General features: G+C 74.3%; 16 protein-coding genes and 1 riboswitch. Of the genes, 12 read left to right on the top strand and 4 right to left on the bottom strand.

Features of this window, described 5'->3' with window-relative positions; genetic code table 11:
- The 6 genes from ACIRST_RS23585 to ACIRST_RS23560 all read left to right on the top strand — a co-directional run bounded on the left by ACIRST_RS23585 (position 1) and on the right by ACIRST_RS23560 (position 6,967).
- Positions 1-2,031, top strand: a complete 2,031-nt coding sequence (locus tag ACIRST_RS23585; RefSeq protein WP_402804110.1) for a protein meaA — start codon at positions 1-3, stop codon at positions 2,029-2,031.
- A 42-nt stretch (positions 2,032-2,073) separates the two neighbouring features.
- Complete coding sequence (locus tag ACIRST_RS23580) at positions 2,074-3,036, top strand: CoA ester lyase (protein WP_350525307.1); 963 nt, start codon at positions 2,074-2,076, stop codon at positions 3,034-3,036.
- A gap of 11 nt (positions 3,037-3,047) precedes the next feature.
- Positions 3,048-3,551, top strand: coding sequence for a MaoC family dehydratase (locus ACIRST_RS23575; protein ID WP_350525308.1), 504 nt, complete (start codon positions 3,048-3,050; stop codon positions 3,549-3,551).
- 166 nt (positions 3,552-3,717) lie between these two features.
- Positions 3,718-4,920, top strand: a complete 1,203-nt coding sequence (locus ACIRST_RS23570; RefSeq protein WP_350525309.1) for an acyl-CoA dehydrogenase family protein — start codon at positions 3,718-3,720, stop codon at positions 4,918-4,920.
- A gap of 489 nt (positions 4,921-5,409) precedes the next feature.
- Complete coding sequence (locus ACIRST_RS23565; RefSeq protein WP_350525310.1) at positions 5,410-6,102, top strand: phosphatidylserine decarboxylase; 693 nt, start codon at positions 5,410-5,412, stop codon at positions 6,100-6,102.
- A complete protein-coding gene (locus ACIRST_RS23560; protein ID WP_030242067.1) occupies positions 6,089-6,967 on the top strand; it encodes a phosphatidylcholine/phosphatidylserine synthase in 879 nt (292 codons plus the stop codon). The genes ACIRST_RS23565 and ACIRST_RS23560 overlap by 14 nt, the downstream gene beginning before the upstream one ends.
- 116 nt (positions 6,968-7,083) lie before the next feature.
- Here ACIRST_RS23560 and ACIRST_RS23555 read toward each other — a convergent pair whose 3' ends face one another.
- The 3 genes from ACIRST_RS23555 to ACIRST_RS23545 form a co-directional block, all read right to left on the bottom strand.
- Positions 7,084-8,409 carry a hypothetical protein gene (locus tag ACIRST_RS23555; protein WP_350525311.1) on the bottom strand — a complete coding sequence of 442 codons (1,326 nt, stop codon included), beginning with the start codon at positions 8,407-8,409 and terminating at the stop codon, positions 7,084-7,086.
- An 812-nt stretch (positions 8,410-9,221) separates the two neighbouring features.
- Positions 9,222-10,346: a prolyl oligopeptidase family serine peptidase gene (locus ACIRST_RS23550; protein ID WP_350521308.1), complete on the bottom strand. Its 1,125-nt coding sequence runs from the start codon at positions 10,344-10,346 to the stop codon at positions 9,222-9,224.
- A gap of 205 nt (positions 10,347-10,551) precedes the next feature.
- On the bottom strand, positions 10,552-11,250 hold the full coding sequence (locus tag ACIRST_RS23545) for a helix-turn-helix domain-containing protein (protein WP_402804106.1): 699 nt from the start codon (positions 11,248-11,250) through the stop codon (positions 10,552-10,554).
- A 195-nt stretch (positions 11,251-11,445) separates the two neighbouring features.
- A riboswitch (cobalamin riboswitch) is annotated at positions 11,446-11,580 on the top strand.
- Positions 11,581-11,777: 197 nt separating this feature from the next.
- On the opposite strand from ACIRST_RS23545, the gene ACIRST_RS23540 reads away from it, so the two are divergent.
- Genes ACIRST_RS23540 through cpt form a run of 6 tightly spaced genes read left to right on the top strand, consistent with a single transcriptional unit; the run spans position 11,778 to position 18,940 of the window.
- Positions 11,778-12,764 carry a cobalamin biosynthesis protein gene (locus tag ACIRST_RS23540; protein WP_402804104.1) on the top strand — a complete coding sequence of 329 codons (987 nt, stop codon included), beginning with the start codon at positions 11,778-11,780 and terminating at the stop codon, positions 12,762-12,764.
- The gene (locus ACIRST_RS23535; RefSeq protein ID WP_402804102.1) at positions 12,761-14,299 is read left to right on the top strand and encodes a cobyric acid synthase; all 1,539 of its coding nucleotides are present in this window, start codon (positions 12,761-12,763) and stop codon (positions 14,297-14,299) included. The genes ACIRST_RS23540 and ACIRST_RS23535 overlap by 4 nt, the downstream gene beginning before the upstream one ends.
- Positions 14,296-16,392, top strand: coding sequence for a putative cobaltochelatase (locus ACIRST_RS23530; protein ID WP_402804100.1), 2,097 nt, complete (start codon positions 14,296-14,298; stop codon positions 16,390-16,392). The genes ACIRST_RS23535 and ACIRST_RS23530 overlap by 4 nt, the downstream gene beginning before the upstream one ends.
- Positions 16,393-16,395: 3 nt before the next feature.
- Positions 16,396-17,001, top strand: coding sequence for a cob(I)yrinic acid a,c-diamide adenosyltransferase (gene cobO, locus ACIRST_RS23525; protein ID WP_350521313.1), 606 nt, complete (start codon positions 16,396-16,398; stop codon positions 16,999-17,001).
- Positions 17,002-17,014: 13 nt separating this feature from the next.
- Positions 17,015-18,385, top strand: coding sequence for a cobyrinate a,c-diamide synthase (locus ACIRST_RS23520; RefSeq protein WP_350521314.1), 1,371 nt, complete (start codon positions 17,015-17,017; stop codon positions 18,383-18,385).
- 15 nt (positions 18,386-18,400) lie between these two features.
- Positions 18,401-18,940 carry a chloramphenicol phosphotransferase CPT gene (gene cpt, locus ACIRST_RS23515; protein WP_350521518.1) on the top strand — a complete coding sequence of 180 codons (540 nt, stop codon included), beginning with the start codon at positions 18,401-18,403 and terminating at the stop codon, positions 18,938-18,940.
- 147 nt (positions 18,941-19,087) lie between these two features.
- Here cpt and ACIRST_RS23510 read toward each other — a convergent pair whose 3' ends face one another.
- Complete coding sequence (locus ACIRST_RS23510) at positions 19,088-19,684, bottom strand: TetR/AcrR family transcriptional regulator (protein ID WP_350521315.1); 597 nt, start codon at positions 19,682-19,684, stop codon at positions 19,088-19,090.
- Positions 19,685-19,791 lie beyond the last annotated feature (107 nt).

Here is a 19,791-nt window from a genome sequence, read left to right as displayed (position 1 = left end):
ATGACCGAGCCCCAGAAGCGCGACCGGCCCTGGCTGATGCGCACCTACGCCGGCCACTCCACCGCGAGCGACTCCAACGCGCTCTACCGGCGGAACCTGGCGAAGGGCCAGACCGGCCTGTCCGTCGCCTTCGACCTGCCGACCCAGACCGGCTACGACTCCGACCACATCCTCGCCCGGGGCGAGGTGGGCCGGGTCGGCGTCCCGGTCGGGCACGTCGGCGACATGCGCACCCTGTTCGACGGCATCCCGCTCGAACAGACCAACACCTCCATGACGATCAACGCCACCGCGATGTGGCTGCTGGCGCTCTACCAGGTGGTGGCCGAGGAGCAGGGCGCCGACATCGCCAGGCTCACCGGCACCACCCAGAACGACATCGTCAAGGAGTACCTGTCGCGCGGGACGCACGTCTTCCCGCCCGGCCCGTCGGTGCGGCTGATCACCGACATGATCGCCTACACGGTCGGCAACATCCCCAAGTGGAACCCGATCAACATCTGCAGCTACCACCTGCAGGAGGCCGGGGCCACGCCCGTCCAGGAGATCGCGTACGCGATGTGCACCGCCATCTCGGTGCTCGACGCCGTCCGCGACTCCGGCCAGGTGCCCGCCGAGCGGATGGGCGACGTGGTCGCCCGGATCTCCTTCTTCGTGAACGCCGGCGTGCGCTTCGTCGAGGAGATGTGCAAGATGCGCGCCTTCGCCCAGCTCTGGGAGAAGGTCACCCTGGAGCGCTACGGCGTGACGGACCCCAAGCAGCGCCGCTTCCGCTACGGCGTCCAGGTCAACTCCCTCGGCCTGACCGAGGCCCAGCCGGAGAACAACGTCCAGCGGATCGTCCTGGAGATGCTGGCCGTCACCCTCTCCAAGGACGCCCGCGCCCGGGCCGTCCAGCTGCCCGCCTGGAACGAGGCGCTCGGCCTGCCCCGCCCGTGGGACCAGCAGTGGTCGCTGCGGATCCAGCAGGTGCTGGCGTACGAGTCGGACCTCCTGGAGTACGGCGACATCTTCAACGGCTCCGAGGTGATCGAGACCAAGACCGCCGCGCTGCTGGCCGGCGCGGAGGCGGAGATCGCCAAGGTGCTGGAGATGGGCGGGGTGATCCCAGCCGTCGAGTCCGGCTACCTGAAGTCCAACCTGGTCGCCTCGCACGCGGCCCGCCGGGCCCGGATCGAGTCCGGCGAGGACAAGATCGTCGGGGTCAACTGCTTCGACACCACCGAGCCCAGCCCGCTCACCGCCGACCTCGACACCGCGATCATGGTGGTCGACCCGGCCTCCGAGCGGTCCGTGCTCGCCGCCCTGGAGGCCTGGCGGGGACAGCGCGACGAGGCCGCCGCCCAGGCGGCGCTGGCCGAGCTCAAGGCCGTCGCCGCCACCGAGGCCAACCTGATGCCGGCCACGCTCGCCTGCGCCCGGGCCGGCGTCACCACCGGCGAGTGGTCCTTCGCCCTGCGCGAGGTCTTCGGCGAGTACCGCGCCCCCACCGGCGTCGGCGGCGCGCCCGTCGCGGTCGCCGCCGAGCCGGGCGGGGAGCTGGAGCAGGTCCGTGCCGCGGTCGCCGCGACCGCCGAGGAGCTGGGCGCCGGCAAGCTGCGCCTGCTGGTCGGCAAGCCCGGACTGGACGGGCACTCCAACGGTGCCGAGCAGATCGCCGTCCGGGCCCGCGACGCCGGGTTCGAGGTGGTCTACCAGGGCATCCGGCTGACGCCGGAGCAGATCGTCTCCGCCGCCGTCGCGGAGGACGTCCACTGCGTGGGTCTGTCGATCCTCTCCGGCGCGCACTGCGAGCTGGTTCCCGACGTCCTGAAGCGCCTGGACCGCGCCGGGGTGCAGGATGTCCCGGTGATCGTGGGTGGCATCATCCCGGCAGCGGACGGCGAGGCCCTCAAGGCCGCCGGCGTCGCCGCCGTGTTCACCCCGAAGGACTTCGGCATCACCACCATCATCGGCCGGATCGTGGACGAGATCCGGCTGGCCAACAAGCTCCAGCCGTGGACGCCCGCACCGACTGCGGCCACGAACTGACCAGCTGACCAGCTGACCACTGGGAAGGAACGAACCACCCTCATGACCAACGTCAACCGCCTGCGCCCGCGCCGCTCCTGCCTCGCCGTACCGGGCAGCAACCCGCGTTTCCTGGAGAAGGCCCAGGGCCTCCCGGCCGACCAGGTCTTCCTCGACCTGGAGGACGCCTGCGCCCCCCTGGTCAAGGAGAGCGCCCGCCACAACATCGTCGACGCGCTGAACAACGGCGACTGGGGCAACAAGACCAAGGTCGTCCGGGTCAACGACTGGACCACCCACTGGACCTACCGCGACGTGATCACCGTGGTCGAGGGCGCCGGCCCCAACCTCGACTGCATCATGCTGCCGAAGGTCCAGGACGCGGAGCAGGTGAAGGCGCTCGACCTGCTGCTCACCCAGATCGAGAAGACCATGGGCTTCGAGGTCGGCAAGATCGGCATCGAGGCGCAGATCGAGAACGCCAAGGGCCTGATCAACGTCGACGCCATCGCCGAGGCCTCGCCCCGGCTGGAGACCATCATCTTCGGCCCCGCCGACTTCATGGCCTCCATCAACATGAAGTCCCTGGTCGTCGGCGAGCAGCCGCCCGGCTACAACGCCGACGCCTACCACTACATCCTGATGCGCATCCTGATGGCCGCCCGCGCCAACGACCTCCAGGCGATCGACGGCCCGTACCTGCAGATCCGCAACCAGGAGGGCTACCGCGAGGTCGCCGGCCGCTCCGCCGCCCTCGGCTTCGACGGCAAGTGGGTGCTCCACCCGGACCAGGTCGCCGCCGCGAACGAGATCTACTCGCCCTCGCAGGAGGACTACGACCACGCCGAGCTGATCCTCGACGCCTACGACTACTGCACCTCCGAGGCGGGCGGCGCCAAGGGCTCCGCGATGCTCGGCGACGAGATGATCGACGAGGCCAGCCGCAAGATGGCCCTGGTCATCGCCGGCAAGGGCCGGGCCGGCGGCATGGAGCGCACCACCAAGTTCGAGATCCCGGAAAGCTGAGGGCCTGAGCCATGCAGTTCGGACGCACCTACGAGGAGTTCGAGGTCGGCGCGGTCTACAAGCACTGGCCCGGCAAGACGGTCACCGAGTACGACGACCACCTCTTCTGCCTCCTCACCATGAACCACCACCCGCTCCACATGGACACCAACTATGCGGAGAAGACGACGGACTTCGGCAAGAACGTCGTGGTGGGCAACTACATCTACTCGCTGCTGCTCGGCATGTCCGTCCCGGACGTCTCCGGCAAGGCGATCGCCAACCTGGAGATCGAGTCGCTGCGCCACGTCGCACCGACCTTCCACGGCGACACCATCTACGGCGAGACCACCGTGCTCGACAAGTGGCCGTCCAAGTCCAAGGACGACCGCGGCATCGTCTACGTCGAGACCAAGGGGTACAAGCAGGACGGCACGGTCGTCTGCATCTTCCGCCGCAAGGTGATGGTGCCGACCGAGACGTACACCAAGGCGCGCGGCGGCGAGCAGCCCGGCCGCCCCACCCCGCTCTCCTGAACCCCTCCCCCCTCTCCTTCCGAGGAGACCGTGGAGACCCCGGAGGGGCAGGCCGCCGTCATCGGCCGACCCCCACCCGGTAACGGGGGCCCTGCTGCCGCAGCCACGCCGGCAGGGCCCCCGCAATCCCCCCCCCGCCTTCTTCAGACAATTTCGGAGCCGCACGATGGGACGCCTCGCACAGACCGACGGCCTCACCGAGATCCAGCGGGACATCCTCGCCACCGTGCGGGATTTCGTCGACAAGGAGATCATTCCGGTCGCGACCGAGCTGGAGCACAAGGACGAGTACCCGACCGCCATCGTCGAGGGCATGAAGCAGCTCGGCCTCTTCGGACTCACCATCCCCGAGGAGTACGGCGGCCTCGGCGAGTCGCTGCTCACCTACGCCCTGGTGGTCGAGGAGATCGCCCGCGGCTGGATGTCGGTCTCCGGCATCGTCAACACCCACTTCATCGTGGCGCACATGATCAACGCCCACGGCACCCAGGAGCAGAAGGACCACTTCCTGCCGAAGATGGCCGCCGGCGAAATCCGCGGCGCCTTCTCGATGTCCGAGCCCGGCCTCGGCTCCGACGTTTCGGCCATCTCCACCAAGGGCGTCAAGGACGGCGACTTCTACGTCCTCAACGGCCAGAAGATGTGGCTCACCAACGGCGGCACCTCCACCCTCGTCGCGGTCCTCTGCAAGACCGACGAGGGCGGCAACACGCCGTACAAGAACATGACCACCTTCCTGATCGAGAAGGAGGCGGGTTTCGGCCCGAACCCCAGGGTTCCCGGCCTGACCGTGCCCGGCAAGATCGAGAAGATGGGCTACAAGGGCGTCGACACCACCGAGCTGGTGCTGCAGGACGTCCGGATCCCGGCCGACCGCATCCTCGGCGGCGTCCCGGGGCGCGGCTTCTACCAGATGATGGACGGCGTCGAGGTCGGCCGCGTCAACGTCGCCGCCCGCGGCTGCGGCGTCGCCCGCCGCGCCTTCGAGCTGGGCATCTCCTACGCCCAGCAGCGCTCCACCTTCGGCAAGAAGATCGCCGAGCACCAGGCCATCCAGTTCAAGCTCGCCGAGATGGCCACCAAGGTCGAGGCCGCCCACCAGATGATGGTCATGGCCGCCCGCAAGAAGGACAGCGGCGAGCGCAACGACCTCGAAGCCGGCATGGCCAAGTACCTCGCCTCCGAGTACTGCAAGGAGGTCGTCGAGGACGCCTTCCGCATCCACGGCGGCTACGGCTTCTCCAAGGAGTACGAGATCGAGCGCCTCTACCGCGAGGCCCCGATGCTGCTCATCGGTGAAGGTACTGCGGAGATCCAGAAGATGATCGTCGGACGCCGGCTCCTGGAGGAGTACCGGATCGCCGAGTGATCCCCGGGCCGTCCGGCGACCGACCGCGTCGCCGGACGGCCCCCTCGAACCGCCGGTCGACGGGCGTGCGGGCCCGTCCCGGCGGAGCGCCGTGCCCCGTCACGGGCCCGGCCTGGTCCGCCAGGGTCCGGCACGGCCCTCCGGAAGCGGCCGTAGGGCGTACAGCTGCGACAACGCGCCCTGCGGCCGCTTCCGCACACCTTCTTCCGGCCGCCGCGCCCGTTTCCCCGCCGTGGTTCGATCGGGGCACCCGCTGAGACAAGTCTCACCAGCCGCGTCCGGTCCCTTGGGAACCGGACCGGGGCGAGCTACGGTCGTAGAGGTGGGACGCGCACACGCGCTCCCGCCGGACACATGAACGAGCAGGCGGGTTGCCCACCCACCGTGTGCTCCCGATAGCATCCACCGGGACAGCAAGCCGTCCCTCTATTACCGATTCCGCGGTGGCCCCCGTCCAGCGGCCATGATCCCCCGCGACAAAGGTCTTCGATGCCCATCAGCCCGTCCCCTCACACCTCCGTCCCGGACCGCGATGCCCTCGCAGCCCCGACGTCCGGTCGGCGACCCCGCGTGACCATCGCGCGCGGAGCCACCCCCTGGTTCGTCCCCACCCTCGCCACGGCCGCCGTGACCACCGCCCTCACCCGGCGCAGCGGCAAGTGGGCCCTGGCGGCGGTACCCGCCTGCGCGCTCAGCGCGGGCATGCTGTGGTTCTTCCGCGATCCCGAGCGTGAGGTCGGCACGGGCAGAGTGATCTCCCCCGCCGACGGCGTGGTGCAGAGCATCGACGCCTGGCCGGACGGCCGCACCCGGGTCGCGATCTTCATGAGCCCGCTCAACGTCCACGTCAACCGCGCGCCCCTGCCGGGCACGGTGACGTCGGTCGAGCACGTCGCGGGCGGCTTCGTCCCCGCGTTCAACAAGGACAGCGACCAGAACGAGCGGGTCGTCTGGCACTTCGACACCGAGCTCGGCGACATCGAGATGGTCCAGATCGCGGGGGCCGTGGCCCGCCGCATCGTGCCGTACGTGGCCGCCGGAACCAAGGTCGAGCAGGGCGACCGGATCGGTCTGATCCGGTTCGGGTCCCGGGTCGACACCTACCTGCCGGCCGGCGTCGAGGTCGGCGTCGAGGTCGGCCAGAAGACCACAGCCGGGGTGACGCGCCTTGACCGTGACTGATCCTGAGACAATCGTCGGCCTGGACGACGAGGAGACGTCCCTGCGCCGCCGCCGCTGGGCGCGCGACCGCGAGCTGCGTGCTCCGCGTTCTCCCCAGCACCTGTCCACCGCCGACTTCCTGACCCTGGGGAACGCCGTCTGCGGCTTCCTGGCGATCTACTCGATCACCACCGGGGTCCTCGTCCCGCACATCACCAACCCGGACGCCGCTCCGGACCGGCACAGCGCCGCCACGGCGGTCACGCTGCTGCTGATCGGCTCGATGTGCGACCTCTTCGACGGCCTGGTGGCGCGCAAGCTGCGCTCCTCCGCCCTCGGAGCGGAACTGGACAACCTGGCGGACCTGATCAGCTTCGGCATCGCGCCGGCCTACTTCGTCGCGGTCTGGGGCATGGTCTCCCAGGGCTCCAACAGCAAGCTCTCGGCGCTCATCGCGATCACCGTGCTGCTCGCGGTCGTGCTGCGGCTGGCCCGCTTCTCGGCCGTCAAGATGCGGCCCGGGGTGTTCCAGGGCATGCCCTGCCCGATGGGCGCGATGACGGTCATCGCCATCGTGCTGCTCGACCCGCCGTTCCTGCCCGGTCTGCTCGCCATCTTCGGCGCCGCGTACCTGATGGTCAGCCGGATCGAGTACCCGAAGCCGCAGGGGCTGCTCGCCACCGCCACGCTCTGCTGGATCGTGGTCTCCATCGGCTGCCTGGCGGCCTGGGCCACCGGCCTGCCCGGCGGCGACGCGCTGATGCACGTCGGCGCGTTCGCCCAGATCACGCTCGCCGCGATGGCGCCGCTGCTGGTGATCCGCCGCAAGGTGGGGCAGAAGGTCGGCGACGTCCGCGCCCGGCGGGCGGAGTCGCGGCTCGGCTGAGGCCGCTCGACCGTCGCATGCGGAAGGGCCCGGAACCGATCGGTTCCGGGCCCTTCCGCATGCCTACCGCCTGTTCTGCGGTCCGCCGGCTCCGCGTGCCCGCGGGCTCCGTGGGATCACGCGCCGCCGGTGTGGACGCTGAAGGCCGAGCGGCGGGCCGCCCGCGCCACGCCCGGGTCCGGGTGCACGCCCGAGACCGCCGTCAGCACCGAGGCCGCCCGCGGGTGCCCGGACTGCCGGGCCCGCGCGAACAGCCGCACCGGGTCCCCCGCCGAGGCGCCCTCGACGTGGCCCACCAGCAGCTCCGTCTCGCCGTGGTCGAGCACCGCGGCCGCCGTGTCCACCCAGAGCCAGGCCGCGTCGTCCGCGCCCAGCACGTCCGCCGGGGAGACCCCCTCGTCCGCGCGCTCCGCCAGCCACAGCAGCGCGTACGGGCGCAGCACCGGCTCGTCCACCGCCGCCCGCACGGCCTGCTCGGCCGGCCCGCCGGCCACCCGCAGCGCCTCGAAGGCCAGCCCGCGCACCAGCGCGTCGTCGCCCTGCGCCGCGTCCAGCAGCTCGGCCACCGCGCGGTCCGCCGGACGGGCCGCGACCCAGGCGCGGTACTCGGCGCGGGCCGGGCCCGGCGAGTAGTCCGCGCAGGCGTTCAGCAGCTCGAAGGCGCTCTGCTCGATGTGCCCGGCCGCCGTCTGCGCGACCGTGCAGATCTCCTCCAGCTTCGCCCGCACCGCCCAGTGGCCGAGCGGCGACAGCTCGGCCGCATCGTTCCTGCGGGTGAGCGCGCCGACGGCCGCCAGGCCGTCCAGCATCCAGTCCAGGACCGCGGCCACGTCCGAGGGCGCGGCCGGGGTGTCGATCTGCGGCTCCCGGCAGGTGCCGCGGACCGCGGACACCGCGGAGGCCGCGTGCGGCACCGGCGACAGTCCGGGACCGCCGGGCCCGCCGCCGACCCGGCGCTCGTCCAGGCCGCGCCGCAGCAGCTCCAGCAGCTCGCTCTCGGGCACCGGGCCGTCCACCAGGTGCAGGAAGGACAGCAGCTGCGGAGCCTGGTCCACGGCCTGCCCGGCCAGCACGGCGAACACCCCGCGCAGCGCGGCGGGCGGCACCGGGGCGAGCAGGGTCCAGGCGTCGAACAGCGCCGACCAGCCGCGCACCACGGCCTCGTCGTCGTGCTCCCAGGCGTGCAGGCGCCAGCCGGGGCCGGCTCCCGCGTCCCGGGCCTCCACCAGGCCCACCAGGAGCGCCTGCCCCCAGGCCTTGGCGGCGGCGCCGACCGTCATGGCCAGCGCCCGGCCGGCCGCACGGGCGTCCTCCGGGAGCAGCTCGCCGCGCTTGTCGACCTCCTCCAGCTCCCCGGCCCAGCGGGCGATCCGGACGGCGTCCACCAGCATCCGGCGGGCCAGCGGCGCCAGCTCGGCCGGTGCCGGGAAGCCCTCCGGCACGGGAACCCGGCCCCGACCGGGCGCCGGCGCGGGCCCTCGTCGCCGGGGTACGCCGTTGCGGGGTACACCCGCCCCGCTCGGCCTGCCACCGGCTGGCCGGTGGGCCGTACCGGGGAGACGGGTCACCGTCGCACCGGTACCGATCGGAGGCGGGAGCGGGGCATCACGGTCGCGCGGGTTCCGAGACGTCACGTCGAGCAGTCTTCCCCTTGTACCGGCCTTCTGTCACATCCGGTTGTCCGTACGACCGGGCGACCGGCGGCGGCACCTCCGCAAGATCGGGCAACAGAGGCAAACCGCCTGGCCGGAAACGTGTGGCCTGCTCATGCCAGGTGAGCCGGGGCGGTTGCTGCACCCGTTCGAACGGTCACGGAGTGTGAGGGCGGGGGTGATCAGCAGGGGCCAGGATGTGCCCCCGGCTGCGCGGCGATCGCGGCGATCGACGCCGGGGCCCTCGACGCCCGGCGGAGCTGTCCAGCCCGAATCCGGACGGATGACCGGCGGATCGGGCCGATCTCGGCGCGGGGGGGGGGGGGGGGGGGCGCGCGCCCCCCCCCCCCCCCCCCCCGCCCCCGCCCCCCCCCCCGCCCCCCCCCCCCCCCCCCCCGCCCGGGCGCGGCGCCCTCGCCGCCGGGGGGTGGGGCCTCGCACGTTCGGGGCCGGGCGCGGGGGGGGGGGGCGGGCGGCGGGGGGGGGGGGGTGGGCGGGGCCCCCCCCCCCCCGCCACCCGGCCCGGCGCCGCGTGCCCCGTGCCAGGCGCCCGGCCCGCAGCCCCACGGCTGCCGGCCGCGCGGCCGCCGACGGCCCCCGGGTCAGAGGAGCGGGGTGAGCCAGCGGCGGAGGAGCTCGGTGTAGTGGTCGGGGGCGCTGTTCCACAGGGTGCCGTGGTCGGCGCCGGGGAAGGCCTGGAGGTTGACCACGTCGGGGCGGGCGGCGGCGAGCCGCTCGGCGCTGTGGAACGGGGAGACCCGGTCGTCCGGACTGTGCAGGAGCAGCGTCGGGACGCGCAGGTCGGCGCCCTCGGCGATGCGGGAGAAGTCGGCGAGGTCGACCCCGGTGCGGCCCCGCGCGGCGAGGACACCGAGTTCGGCGGCGGCGCCGCGGAAGCCGAGCCGCTCGGCGTCGCGGCGGGCGGAGCCCGGCAGGTCGAGGACCGGCGAGTCGAGGATCAGGCCGCTGATGGCGTGGGCCCAGGTCGAGCGGGCCGCGGTCTGCAGGACCACCGTGGCGCCGACCGACCAGCCGTAGAGGATCACCCGGCTCGCGCCGTTGTCGAGCGCCAGCCGTACCGCCGCCTCGACGTCCCGCCACTCGGTCTCGCCAAAGTGGCTGTACCCGTCCGGGGAGGCCGGGGCTCCCTCGTCGCCGCGGTACGTGACGGCGAGGACGGGCAGGCCGAAGCGGTCGAGGACGGGCAGCACCGGGAGGGTCTGCTGGCGGTCGGCCTCCGGGCCGTGGACGAGGATCACCCAGGTGCCGCGCTTGCCGTCGAGGTGCCAGGCGGGGAGCGCGCCGAGTTCCCCGTCGGCGGAGGTGTCGGTGTAGGCGAGGCCGAGTGCCCGGGTGGGGTCGCCGAGGTGGACGCGGGGGGTGAAGCGGACCTCGGTGCCGGGGGTGAGCGTGCCCTGGTCGGCGCGGACCAGCCGACGGGTGACGCCCTGCTCGTCGCTGTGCAGGACGTCCTCGACGACGGCGTGGCCGTTGTCGCCCCACTCGACCGCCCAGCGGCCGGGGTGCAGGCTCTCCGGGCTGCGGGTGAAGGTGACCCGCCCGGCGCCGACGCTCCGGACCACGACCGGCCCGGACTCCCGCCCGGACTCCCGCCCGGCGGTCACCGGACGGACCATCCGCTCGGAAGCCCGACGGCCGATCACCAGGACGACGGCCCCGGTTCCGACGGCGGCGGCCGCCACGACGGCAGCGGTTCCCCAGCGCATATCGTTCCCCGCTCTGTTGGTCTCGGACCGGACGGTGTTCGTGCACCAGTCCACCGGCGCCCCGCCCGCGCGGCCACCGGGCTGACCCGTCCGGGGCACGGCCTCCGGATCCGCACCCGCCGTCGGAGGGCCGGCCGCCTCCCCTTGCTACGCGGTCGGCCCGGTGGTGCCCGTTGTTACGCGGTCGGCCCGGTGGTGCCCGTTGTCACGCGGTCGGCCCGGTCGTGCCCGCGGTGTCGAGGAGGTGCCAGAAGCGGGGGGTGAGGGAGCCGGCGGCCGGGGGCGGTGCGGTGCGGGTGGTGGCGCCCCAGTGGGTGGGGACGTGGTGCTCCTGGTGGAGGGCGGCGAGGGCGTCGGCGAGGGTGTCGGCGGGGGCGGGGACGATGCGGGCGAGGGCGCGGAGGTGGGGCTGCCAGCGGCCGGTGACGCACTGGCGGAGGAGGTGGTCGAGCGCCTCCCCGCGGCCGGTGGCCTCGACGAGTTCGGGCAGGCCGAGGCCGAGGACGTCGGCGAGGGCGCGGGTCTGTTCCTCGTCGCCCTCCCAGCGGTCGGTCAGTTCGGCCTGCCGGTAGGAGTCGAGGGTGGTGCCGGTGCGCTCGGCGACGGCCGCCTGGCCGAGCTCACGGGCGACGCGGTGGTCGCGCAACCGGACCGGACGGGTGTCCATCAGCTGGGCGGCGGGGCACCAGAGGGCGCGGGCGAGGGCGATGAACTCCGCTTCGCCGGGGCGCAGCTCGCCGTTCTCCCAGGCGAGGACGTGCGCGGGCAGCAGCCGTACGCCGTGCGCGGCCAGGCCCTCGGCGACCTGTTCGGGGGTGAGGCCGAGGGCGGCCCGGTGGGCGCGGGCGGCTGCGGGCGAGAACGGCACCGGGGGCGGGGCGGCGGGGGGCTTTCTGCGACGCATGCCACCGAACGCTAGGCGCGGACCACGGCGCGGCCCCAGCGACCGAACCCACGAAGCGGCCGGCCCGGGGGCGGTGCCGCGCTGGGCGATCCCACAGCTCATCGGCCGCCGTCCCGTGTGACCAACCCCTCCGTGACCTCGGTTGACTCCCGGTTCGGCCGCGTGATGGGATCCTGGGGCCAATCGGAGGCATGGAGAGGAAGCCGGTGCGAGTCCGGCGCGGTCCCGCCACTGTCACCGGGGAGCACGCTCGGAAATCTCGCCACGGCGGGCCGTCAGAAGCCGCTGGAAGGCACCGGGGGTGCGTCCGACCCGGAAGCCAGGAGACTCTCGCCCCCGCTACGTCGATCCAGGGCGCGGACCCTGAGTGAGGACACGCACGCGATGCAGGCTGCCCCGCCCGGCCGGACTCCGAACTGCCTTCCGCCGAGCCGTCTCCCGATGAGTCGCCTCTCGATGAGTCGCCTTCCGCTGGGCTCCCTCTCGTTGAGCTGTCCCTCCATGAGCCGCCTTCCGGCGTGCGGCCGGTGACCGTCCGTCCTGCGGCCGGCCGCCGCTGGGCCCGCGCCGCCGCGTTCGCGGTGGGCGCCGTCGTGGGCTACGCCGCCGACGCCCGCTTCGCCGACCCGCGCCGGGGCCACCCGGTGGCCGTCTTCGGCAGCGCCGCCACCCGCCTGGAGCGGCGGCTGTGGCGCGACGACCGGGCGGTCGGGGCCGGGTACACGGCGCTGTGCGTGGGTACGGTCGCGGCGGGCGCCCTCGCCCTGGACCGTACCGTCGGCCGGCGACCGCTGGGCCGGGCCGCACTGGCGGCGGCCGCGACCTGGACCGTGCTCGGCGGCACCTCGCTGACCCGGGAGGCCCGCGCCATCGGCCGCTCGCTGCAGCAGGGCGACCTGCGGGCCGCGCGGGAGCGGCTGCCGCACCTGTGCGGGCGGGACCCGAGCGCGCTGGACGAGCAGCAGATCGCCCGCGCGGTGGTCGAGTCGGTGGCCGAGAACACCGCCGACGCCGTGGTGAACGCCCTGGCCTGGGGCGCCCTGGCCGGCACGCCCGGGCTGCTGGCCTTCCGCGCGGTGAACACCCTCGACGCCATGGTGGGCCACCGCTCGCCGCGCCACGCCCGGTTCGGCTGGGCCTCGGCCCGGCTGGACGACGTGGCGGGCTGGCCCGGCGCCCGGCTGACGGCCCTGCTGACGGTGGCCGCCGCCCCGCAGCCGCGGACGGCCTGGCGGGTCTGGCGGCGCGACGGCTCCTCGCACCCGAGCCCGAACGCCGGTCAGGCGGAGTCGGCGTTCGCCGGCGCGGTGGGCGTGCGGCTGGGCGGGACGCTGCAGTACGGCGAGCGCGTCGAGCACCGGCCGGTGCTCGGCGGGGAGCTGCGGCCGGTCACGGTCGACGACATCGAACGGGCCTGCACGCTCTCCCGGCGGGTGGGCGCGCTGGCGCTGGGTACGACGGTCGCGGGGCACGTCCTGCTGCGCGCGCTCCGTGGGAAGAGGGGAAGGGCATGACGAACGCGCTGCTGGTCGCCGGGACGACCTCGGACGCGGGCAAGAGCGTGGTCACCGCCGGCATCTGCCGCTGGCTGGCCCGTCAGGGCGTGCGGGTCGCGCCGTTCAAGGCACAGAACATGTCGTTGAACTCCTTCGTCACCGCCGACGGCGCCGAGATCGGACGCGCCCAGGCGATGCAGGCGCAGGCCGCCCGGGTGGAGCCGGAGGCGGCGATGAACCCGGTGCTGCTGAAGCCCGGCGCGGACGGCCGCAGCCAGGTGGTGCTGCTGGGCAGGCCGGTCGCCGAGGTGGGCGCGCTGGACTACCGCGAGCGCAAGCCCGTCCTGCTGGAACGCGCCCTGGAGTGCCTGGCCGATCTGCGCAGCCGCTACGAGGTGGTCGTCTGCGAGGGCGCCGGATCGCCCGCCGAGATCAACCTGCGCGACCGCGACATCGCCAACATGGGCCTGGCCACGGCCGCCGGGCTGCCCGTGGTGGTGGTCGGGGACATCGACCGGGGCGGTGTGTTCGCGGCGATGTACGGCACGCTGGCGCTGCTGTCCGCGGAGGACCAGCGGCACGTGGCGGGCTGGTTCGTCAACAAGTTCCGCGGCGACGCGCGGCTGCTCGCGCCCGGCCTGGAGATGCTGCACGGGCTGACCGGCCGTCCGGTGCTGGGCACCCTGCCGATGCTGCCCGGGCTGTGGCTGGACGCCGAGGACTCGCTGGACCTGTCGACCGTGGTGGACCGGGTCGACGGGCGCGGCCCGCTCGGGGCGGACGTGCTGCGGGTGGCCGTGGTGCGCTTCCCCCGGCTGTCCAACTTCACCGACGTGGACGCGCTGGCGCAGGAGCCCGGCGTCCTGGTGCGCTGGGCCACCAGGCCGGAGGAGCTGGCCGACGCCGACCTGGTGGTGCTGCCCGGCACCCGGGCCACCGTGGCGGACCTCGCCTGGCTGCGCGAGCGCGGCCTGGAACCGGCGCTGAAGGCGCGCGCGGCGGCCGGGCTGCCGATCCTCGGGGTCTGCGGCGGCTACCAGATGCTGGCGCGCGGGATCGTCGACGAGGTGGAGTCCAAGGCGGGCGCCGTCGACGGGCTCGGCCTGCTGCCGACGCAGGTGCGGTTCGGCGTCGAGAAGGTGCTGGCGCGGCCGGTCGGCGAGGCGTACGGCCGGCGGGTCGTGGGCTACGAGATCCACCACGGGGTGGTGACCGTGGAGGGCGGCGACAGGTTCATCTCCGATGGCCGGGGGCAGAGCCTGGACGGCTGCCGGGCGGGCTCGGTCTGGGGCACGACCTGGCACGGCGTGCTGGAGAACGACGGCTTCCGCCGCGAACTCCTGCGCGAGGTCGCCGACCTGGCCGGGCGGGCGTTCGTGCCGGCCCCGGACACCTCGTTCGCCGAGGCGCGCGAGGCCCGGCTGGACCGGCTGGGCGACCTGATCGAGGAACACGCGGACACCGACGCGCTGTGGAAGCTGATCGAGGGCGGGGTGCCGGCGGCCGGATCGCTGCCGTTCCTGGCGCCCGGGGCACCTGGGAGTGACGCATGACTGACGTCCGCTATCCGTTCACCGCGATCGTCGGCATGGCCGACCTGCGGCTCGGGCTGCTGCTGAACGCGGTCTCCCCCGCTGTGGGCGGCGTGCTGGTGCGCGGCGAGAAGGGCACCGCGAAGTCGACCATGGTGCGCGCCCTGGCCGGCCTGCTGCCGTCCATCGCCACCGTGGAGGGCTGCCGCTTCGCCTGCGACCCGGCCGCGCCCGACCCGCAGTGCCCGGACGGGCCGCACTCCGCCGCCGTGAGCCACGAACGGCCGTCCCAGCTGGTCGAGTTGCCCGTCGGCGTGGCCGAGGACCGGATCGTCGGCTCGCTGGACCTGGAGCGCGCACTGGCCGAGGGCGTCAAGGCGTACGAGCCCGGACTGCTCGCCCGGGCGCACCGCGGCGTGCTGTACATCGACGAGGTGAACCTGCTCCAGGACCACGTGGTGGACCTGCTGCTGGACGCCGCCGCGATGGGCCGCTCGTACGTCGAGCGCGAGGGCGTGTCGGTGCGGCACGCGGCCCGCTTCCTGCTGGTCGGCACGATGAACCCGGAGGAGGGCGAGCTGCGGCCGCAGCTGCTCGACCGGTTCGGCCTGACCGTCGAGATCGCCGCCACCCGGGACCCGGCCGAGCGCGCCGAGGTGGTCCGGCGCCGGCTCGCGTACGACGCGGACCCGGCCGGCTTCGCCGCGCGGTTCGCCGAGGAGGAGCGGGCGCTCGCCGAACGCATCACCGCGGCCCGGGAGTTGCTCCCCAAGGTCGAGCTGACCGATGTGGCGCTGCGTCAGATCACCGCGGTGTGCGCCGCGTTCGAGGTGGACGGCCTGCGCGCCGACATCGTGATGGCCCGCACGGCCGTCGCGCTCGCCGCCTGGGACGGTCGCACCGAGGTGCTGGAGGAGGACGTCCGCCAGGCCGCCCGGCTGGCGCTGCCGCACCGGCGGCGCCGCAACCCCTTCGACGCTCCGGGGCTGGACGAGGAGCAGCTGGAGCGGACGCTGGAGGAGCACCCCCAGGGCGACGACGATCCGGAGCCCGAGGGCGACGGCCCGGGCCCGGAGGGCGGCCCCGAGGGCGGCCCCGACGGCGGCGGCCCGGACGGCGGCGGGGCGCCCGAGCCGTCCGCCGACGGCGCACCGGAGGCGCCCGCGGAGGGCGGACCGGACGGACCGGACGACGCGGAGCAGCAGCCGCAGCAGCCCGTCCCGACCCAGCACCCCTCCCCCGCACGGGAGTCGGCGCCGGTCGCGGCCGGGGACCCGTACCGGACCAAGCTGTTCACCGTCCGCGGCACCGGCCACGGCGCCCAGGGCCGCCGCTCCCCCGCCGAGACCAACGGCGGCCACACCATCCGCGCCCGCCGCCCGCAGGGCGCGCTCGGCCGGCTCCACCTGACCGCGACCCTGCAGGCCGCCGCGCCGCACCAGGTGGCGCGCGGGCGCAGCGGCCGGGCGCTGGTGCTGCAGAAGGACGACTTCCGCGAACAGGTGCGCCAGGGGCGGGAGTCCAACCTGGTGCTGTTCGTGGTCGACGCCTCCGGATCGATGGCCGCCCGGCAGCGGATGACCGCCGTCAAGGGCGCCGTGCTGTCCCTGCTGATGGACGCCTACCAGCGGCGCGACAAGATCGGCATGATCACCTTCCGCGGCACCGGCGCCGAGCTGGCGCTGCCGCCCACCTCCTCCGTGGAGGTCGGCGCGGCCCGGCTGGAGTCGCTGCCCACCGGCGGGCGGACCCCGCTGGCCGAGGGGCTGCTGCGGGCCCACGAGGTGCTGCGGGTCGAGCGGCTGCGCGACCCGAGCCGCCGCCCGCTGCTGGTCGTGGTGACCGACGGCCGGGCCACCGGCGGGCGCGACGCGCTCGCCCGCTCCCACCGCGCGGCCGCGCTGTTCGCGGCGCAGGGCACGGCGAGCGTGGTGCTGGACTGCGAGTCCGGCCCGGTCCGACTGGGCCTCGCCCGCACCCTGGCCGGGCAGCTCGGCGGCACCGCCGTCAGCCTGGACGAGCTGCGCGCCGAGGGCGTGGCCTCGCTCGTCCGCGAGAACCGTCCCACGACCGTCCGCGACAACCGCGCGACCACCCTGCGAAAGGCGGCCTGACCCATGCCCAAGGGCGTCCCCGAGAGCGTCCCCGACGACGGACTGACGACCCGTCAGCGCCGCACGCTGCCGATCACCGCCGTGCACACCGGCCCCGGCAAGGGCAAGTCCACGGCCGCGTTCGGCATGGCGCTGCGGGCCTGGAACCAGGGCTGGCCGGTCGGGGTGTTCCAGTTCGTGAAGTCCGCCAAGTGGAAGGTCGGCGAGGAGAACGCGCTGCGCGTGCTCGGCGCCTCCGGCGAGGGCGGCACCGTCGACTGGCACAAGATGGGCTCCGGCTGGTCCTGGATCCAGCGCTCCGCCGAGCAGGAGATGACCAGCGAGGAGGCGGCCAAGGAGGGCTGGGAGCAGGTCAAGCGCGACCTCGCGGCCGAGACCTACCGCTTCTACGTGCTCGACGAGTTCACCTACCCGATGCACTGGGGGTGGATCGACGCCGACGAGGTGGTGTCCGTGCTCAAGGACCGCCCGGGCAGCCAGCACGTCGTCATCACCGGCCGGTACGCCCCCGAGGCACTGACCGACTTCGCCGACCTGGTCACCGAGATGACCAAGGTGAAGCACCCCATGGACGCCGGCCGCAAGGGCCAGCGCGGCATCGAGTGGTAGATCGAGTGGACCGTTGAGCACAATCCCCCGCCTCGTCGTCGCCGCGCCCTCCTCCGGCGCCGGCAAGACCACCGTCGCCACCGGCCTGATCGCGGCGCTCGCCGCGCGCGGGCTGGCGGTGTCGCCGCACAAGGTCGGCCCGGACTACATCGACCCGGGCTACCACGCGCTCGCCGCCGGGCGCCCGGGCCGCAACCTGGACGCCTTCCTGTGCGGGCCGGAACGGATCGCGCCGCTGTTCCTGCACGGCGCGGCGGGGGCCGACGTCGCGGTCGTCGAAGGCGTCATGGGCCTGTTCGACGGGGCCTCGGGACGCGGCGAGCTGGCGTCCACCGCGCACGTCGCCAAGCTGCTGCGGGCACCGGTGGTGCTGGTGGTGGACGGCTCCTCGCAGTCCCGCTCGGTGGCCGCGCTGGTGCACGGCTTCGCCTCCTGGGACCCGCAGGTGCGCCTGGCCGGGGTGATCCTCAACCGGGTCGCCTCCGACCGGCACGAGCACCTGCTGCGCGAGGCCCTGGAGGAGGGCTCCGGCGTGCCCGTGCTGGGCGCGCTGCGCCGCTCGGCGGCGGTCGCCACGCCGTCCCGCCACCTCGGGCTGATCCCGGCGGTGGAGCGCTCGGCGGAGGCGCTGAAGGCGGTCGCCGACATGGGCGACCTGGTCGCCTCCTCCGTCGACCTGGACGCTCTGCTGGAACTCGCCCGCACCGCGCCCGACTTGGACGCCGAACCGTGGGACCCGTCGGCCGAGGTCACCCCGGTGGCCGGGCGGCCGCGGATCGCGGTGGCGGGCGGCGCGGCGTTCTCCTTCTCGTACGCCGAGAACGCCGAACTGCTCGGCGCGGCAGGGGCGGAGGTCGTCCCGTTCGACCCGCTGAACGCCACCGCGCTGCCGGCCGGGACGGCCGGGCTGGTCATCGGCGGCGGCTTCCCGGAGCTGTACGTACGGGAGTTGAGCGGGAACGCCGCACTGCGCTCGGCCATCGCCGCGTTCGCCGCCTCGGGCGGGCCGATCGCCGCCGAGTGCGCCGGACTGCTCTACCTGGGACGGGAGTTGGACGGCCTGCCGATGTGCGGCGTGCTGGACACCGGCGCCCGGATGACCGAACGCCTCACCCTCGGCTACCGGGAGGCCGTCGCGCTGCACGACTCGCCACTCGCACCGGCCGGCACCCGGCTGCGCGGGCACGAGTTCCACCGGACGGTGTGCGAACCGGGCGCGGGCGAACACCCCGCCTGGGGCTGGCACTTGCCGACCGGGCCGCGCACGGAGGGCTTCGCCGGGAGCAATGTGCACGCCTCCTACCTGCACCTGCACTGGGCGGGGGCGCCCGCGCTGGCGTCGTCCTTCACGGCCGCGGCGGCCGCCCACGGCGGCAGACCGTAGGATCCGCCCATGCATGTGATCGTCCTCAACGGCGGCTCCAGCTCCGGCAAGTCGAGCATCGCCCGCTGCCTGCAGGAGCTGCTGCCCGAGCCGTGGCTGCACCTCGGCGCGGACACCATGGTCGACGCGCTGCCGCCCGCGCTGCGTGACGGCGGCGAGGGCATCGGCGGCCTGGACGGCGGGGACGGGACGGTCGAGGTCGGTCCGGCGTTCGCCCGGCTGGACGCCGCGTGGACGATCGGGGTGGCGGCGATGGCCCGGGCCGGCGCCCGGATCCTGGTGGACGAGGTGTTCCTCGGCACCACCGCCTCGCAGGCCCGCTGGCGGGCGGCGCTGGACGGCCTGGACGTGCTCTGGGTCGGCGTGCGCTGCGAGCCTGCGGTGGCCGCGGCCCGGGAGGCCGCACGCGGCGACCGGGTGGCCGGGATGGCCGCCGCGCAGGCGGAGGCGGTGCACGCGGGGGTCGCGTACGACCTGGTGGTGGACACCTCACGGGCCTCCGCCGCCGAGTGCGCCCGCACCATCGCCGCGCGGGTGGGCGCGGCGCAGGCCTGACGGCGCAGCCCGGACCCGACGGCGCGGCCGCCATGGGGTGGGCCGCCATGGGGTGGGCCGCCATGCGGCGGGCCGTCATGCGGCGGGTGGGCGCCGCGCGGGCCGTCGCGGCGTGGGCCGGCGCCGCGTCCCCCCGGTGGCGCCGGATCAGTCCCGGTCGAGCAGCGAGGCGAGGTAGCGCGCCGTCTCCTCGCGCAGTTCCTCCGGCACCGGCGTGCGCAGGTGTCCGCTGCCGGCCGTCGCATTGAACAGCACCCCGTCGCACCAGCGGACCAGCCGCCGGGCGTCGGCCACCGGATCGACCGAGCCGCACCGGGCGAGCAGGGCGGCGGCGATGTCGGCGAAGCGCGCGCCCAACCGGTCGTAGACGGCGCGCAGTTCGGGCCTCCGGGTGGCCTCCAGGGCGAGTTCGAGGCGGGCCAGGGTGACCTGGCGTCCGGTGGTGAGCGCCTGGAGGAGCAGGTCGGCGCCGACCCGTTCGAGCAGTTCCCGGGGCGAGGCGTCGGCCGGGGGCTCGCCGGTGAGGACGGGGTGGTCCTCGGTCTCCCGCGCGACGATCCGGACCAGCGCGACCTCCAGCAGGGCGGCCCTGGTCCGGGCGAGGTTGGAGGTCGATCCGGCAGGCAGCCCGGCCTCCTCGTCCACGGCGCGGTGGGTCAGCCCGCGCAGGCCGCGTTCGGCGATCAGGGTGATGGCGGCGTCGGCGATCAGGGTCGGGCGCGGGGGTGTCATGGGTCCGATCATGGCCTTTCTCCTCGGACGATCCCAACCCACTACGGCAGTAGTCCATCGGAACTACATGTGTAGTACGGTACGCACAGCGGCAACTACAGCCGTAGTGTGAGCGTCGG

The organism is Kitasatospora sp. NPDC101447 (genome assembly GCF_044767225.1).
In the GTDB taxonomy this organism is placed as follows: Bacteria; Actinomycetota; Actinomycetes; order Streptomycetales; family Streptomycetaceae; genus Kitasatospora.
The sequence above is the reverse complement of the archived record's forward strand: the minus strand, read 5'-3'. Positions and strand labels throughout refer to the sequence as shown.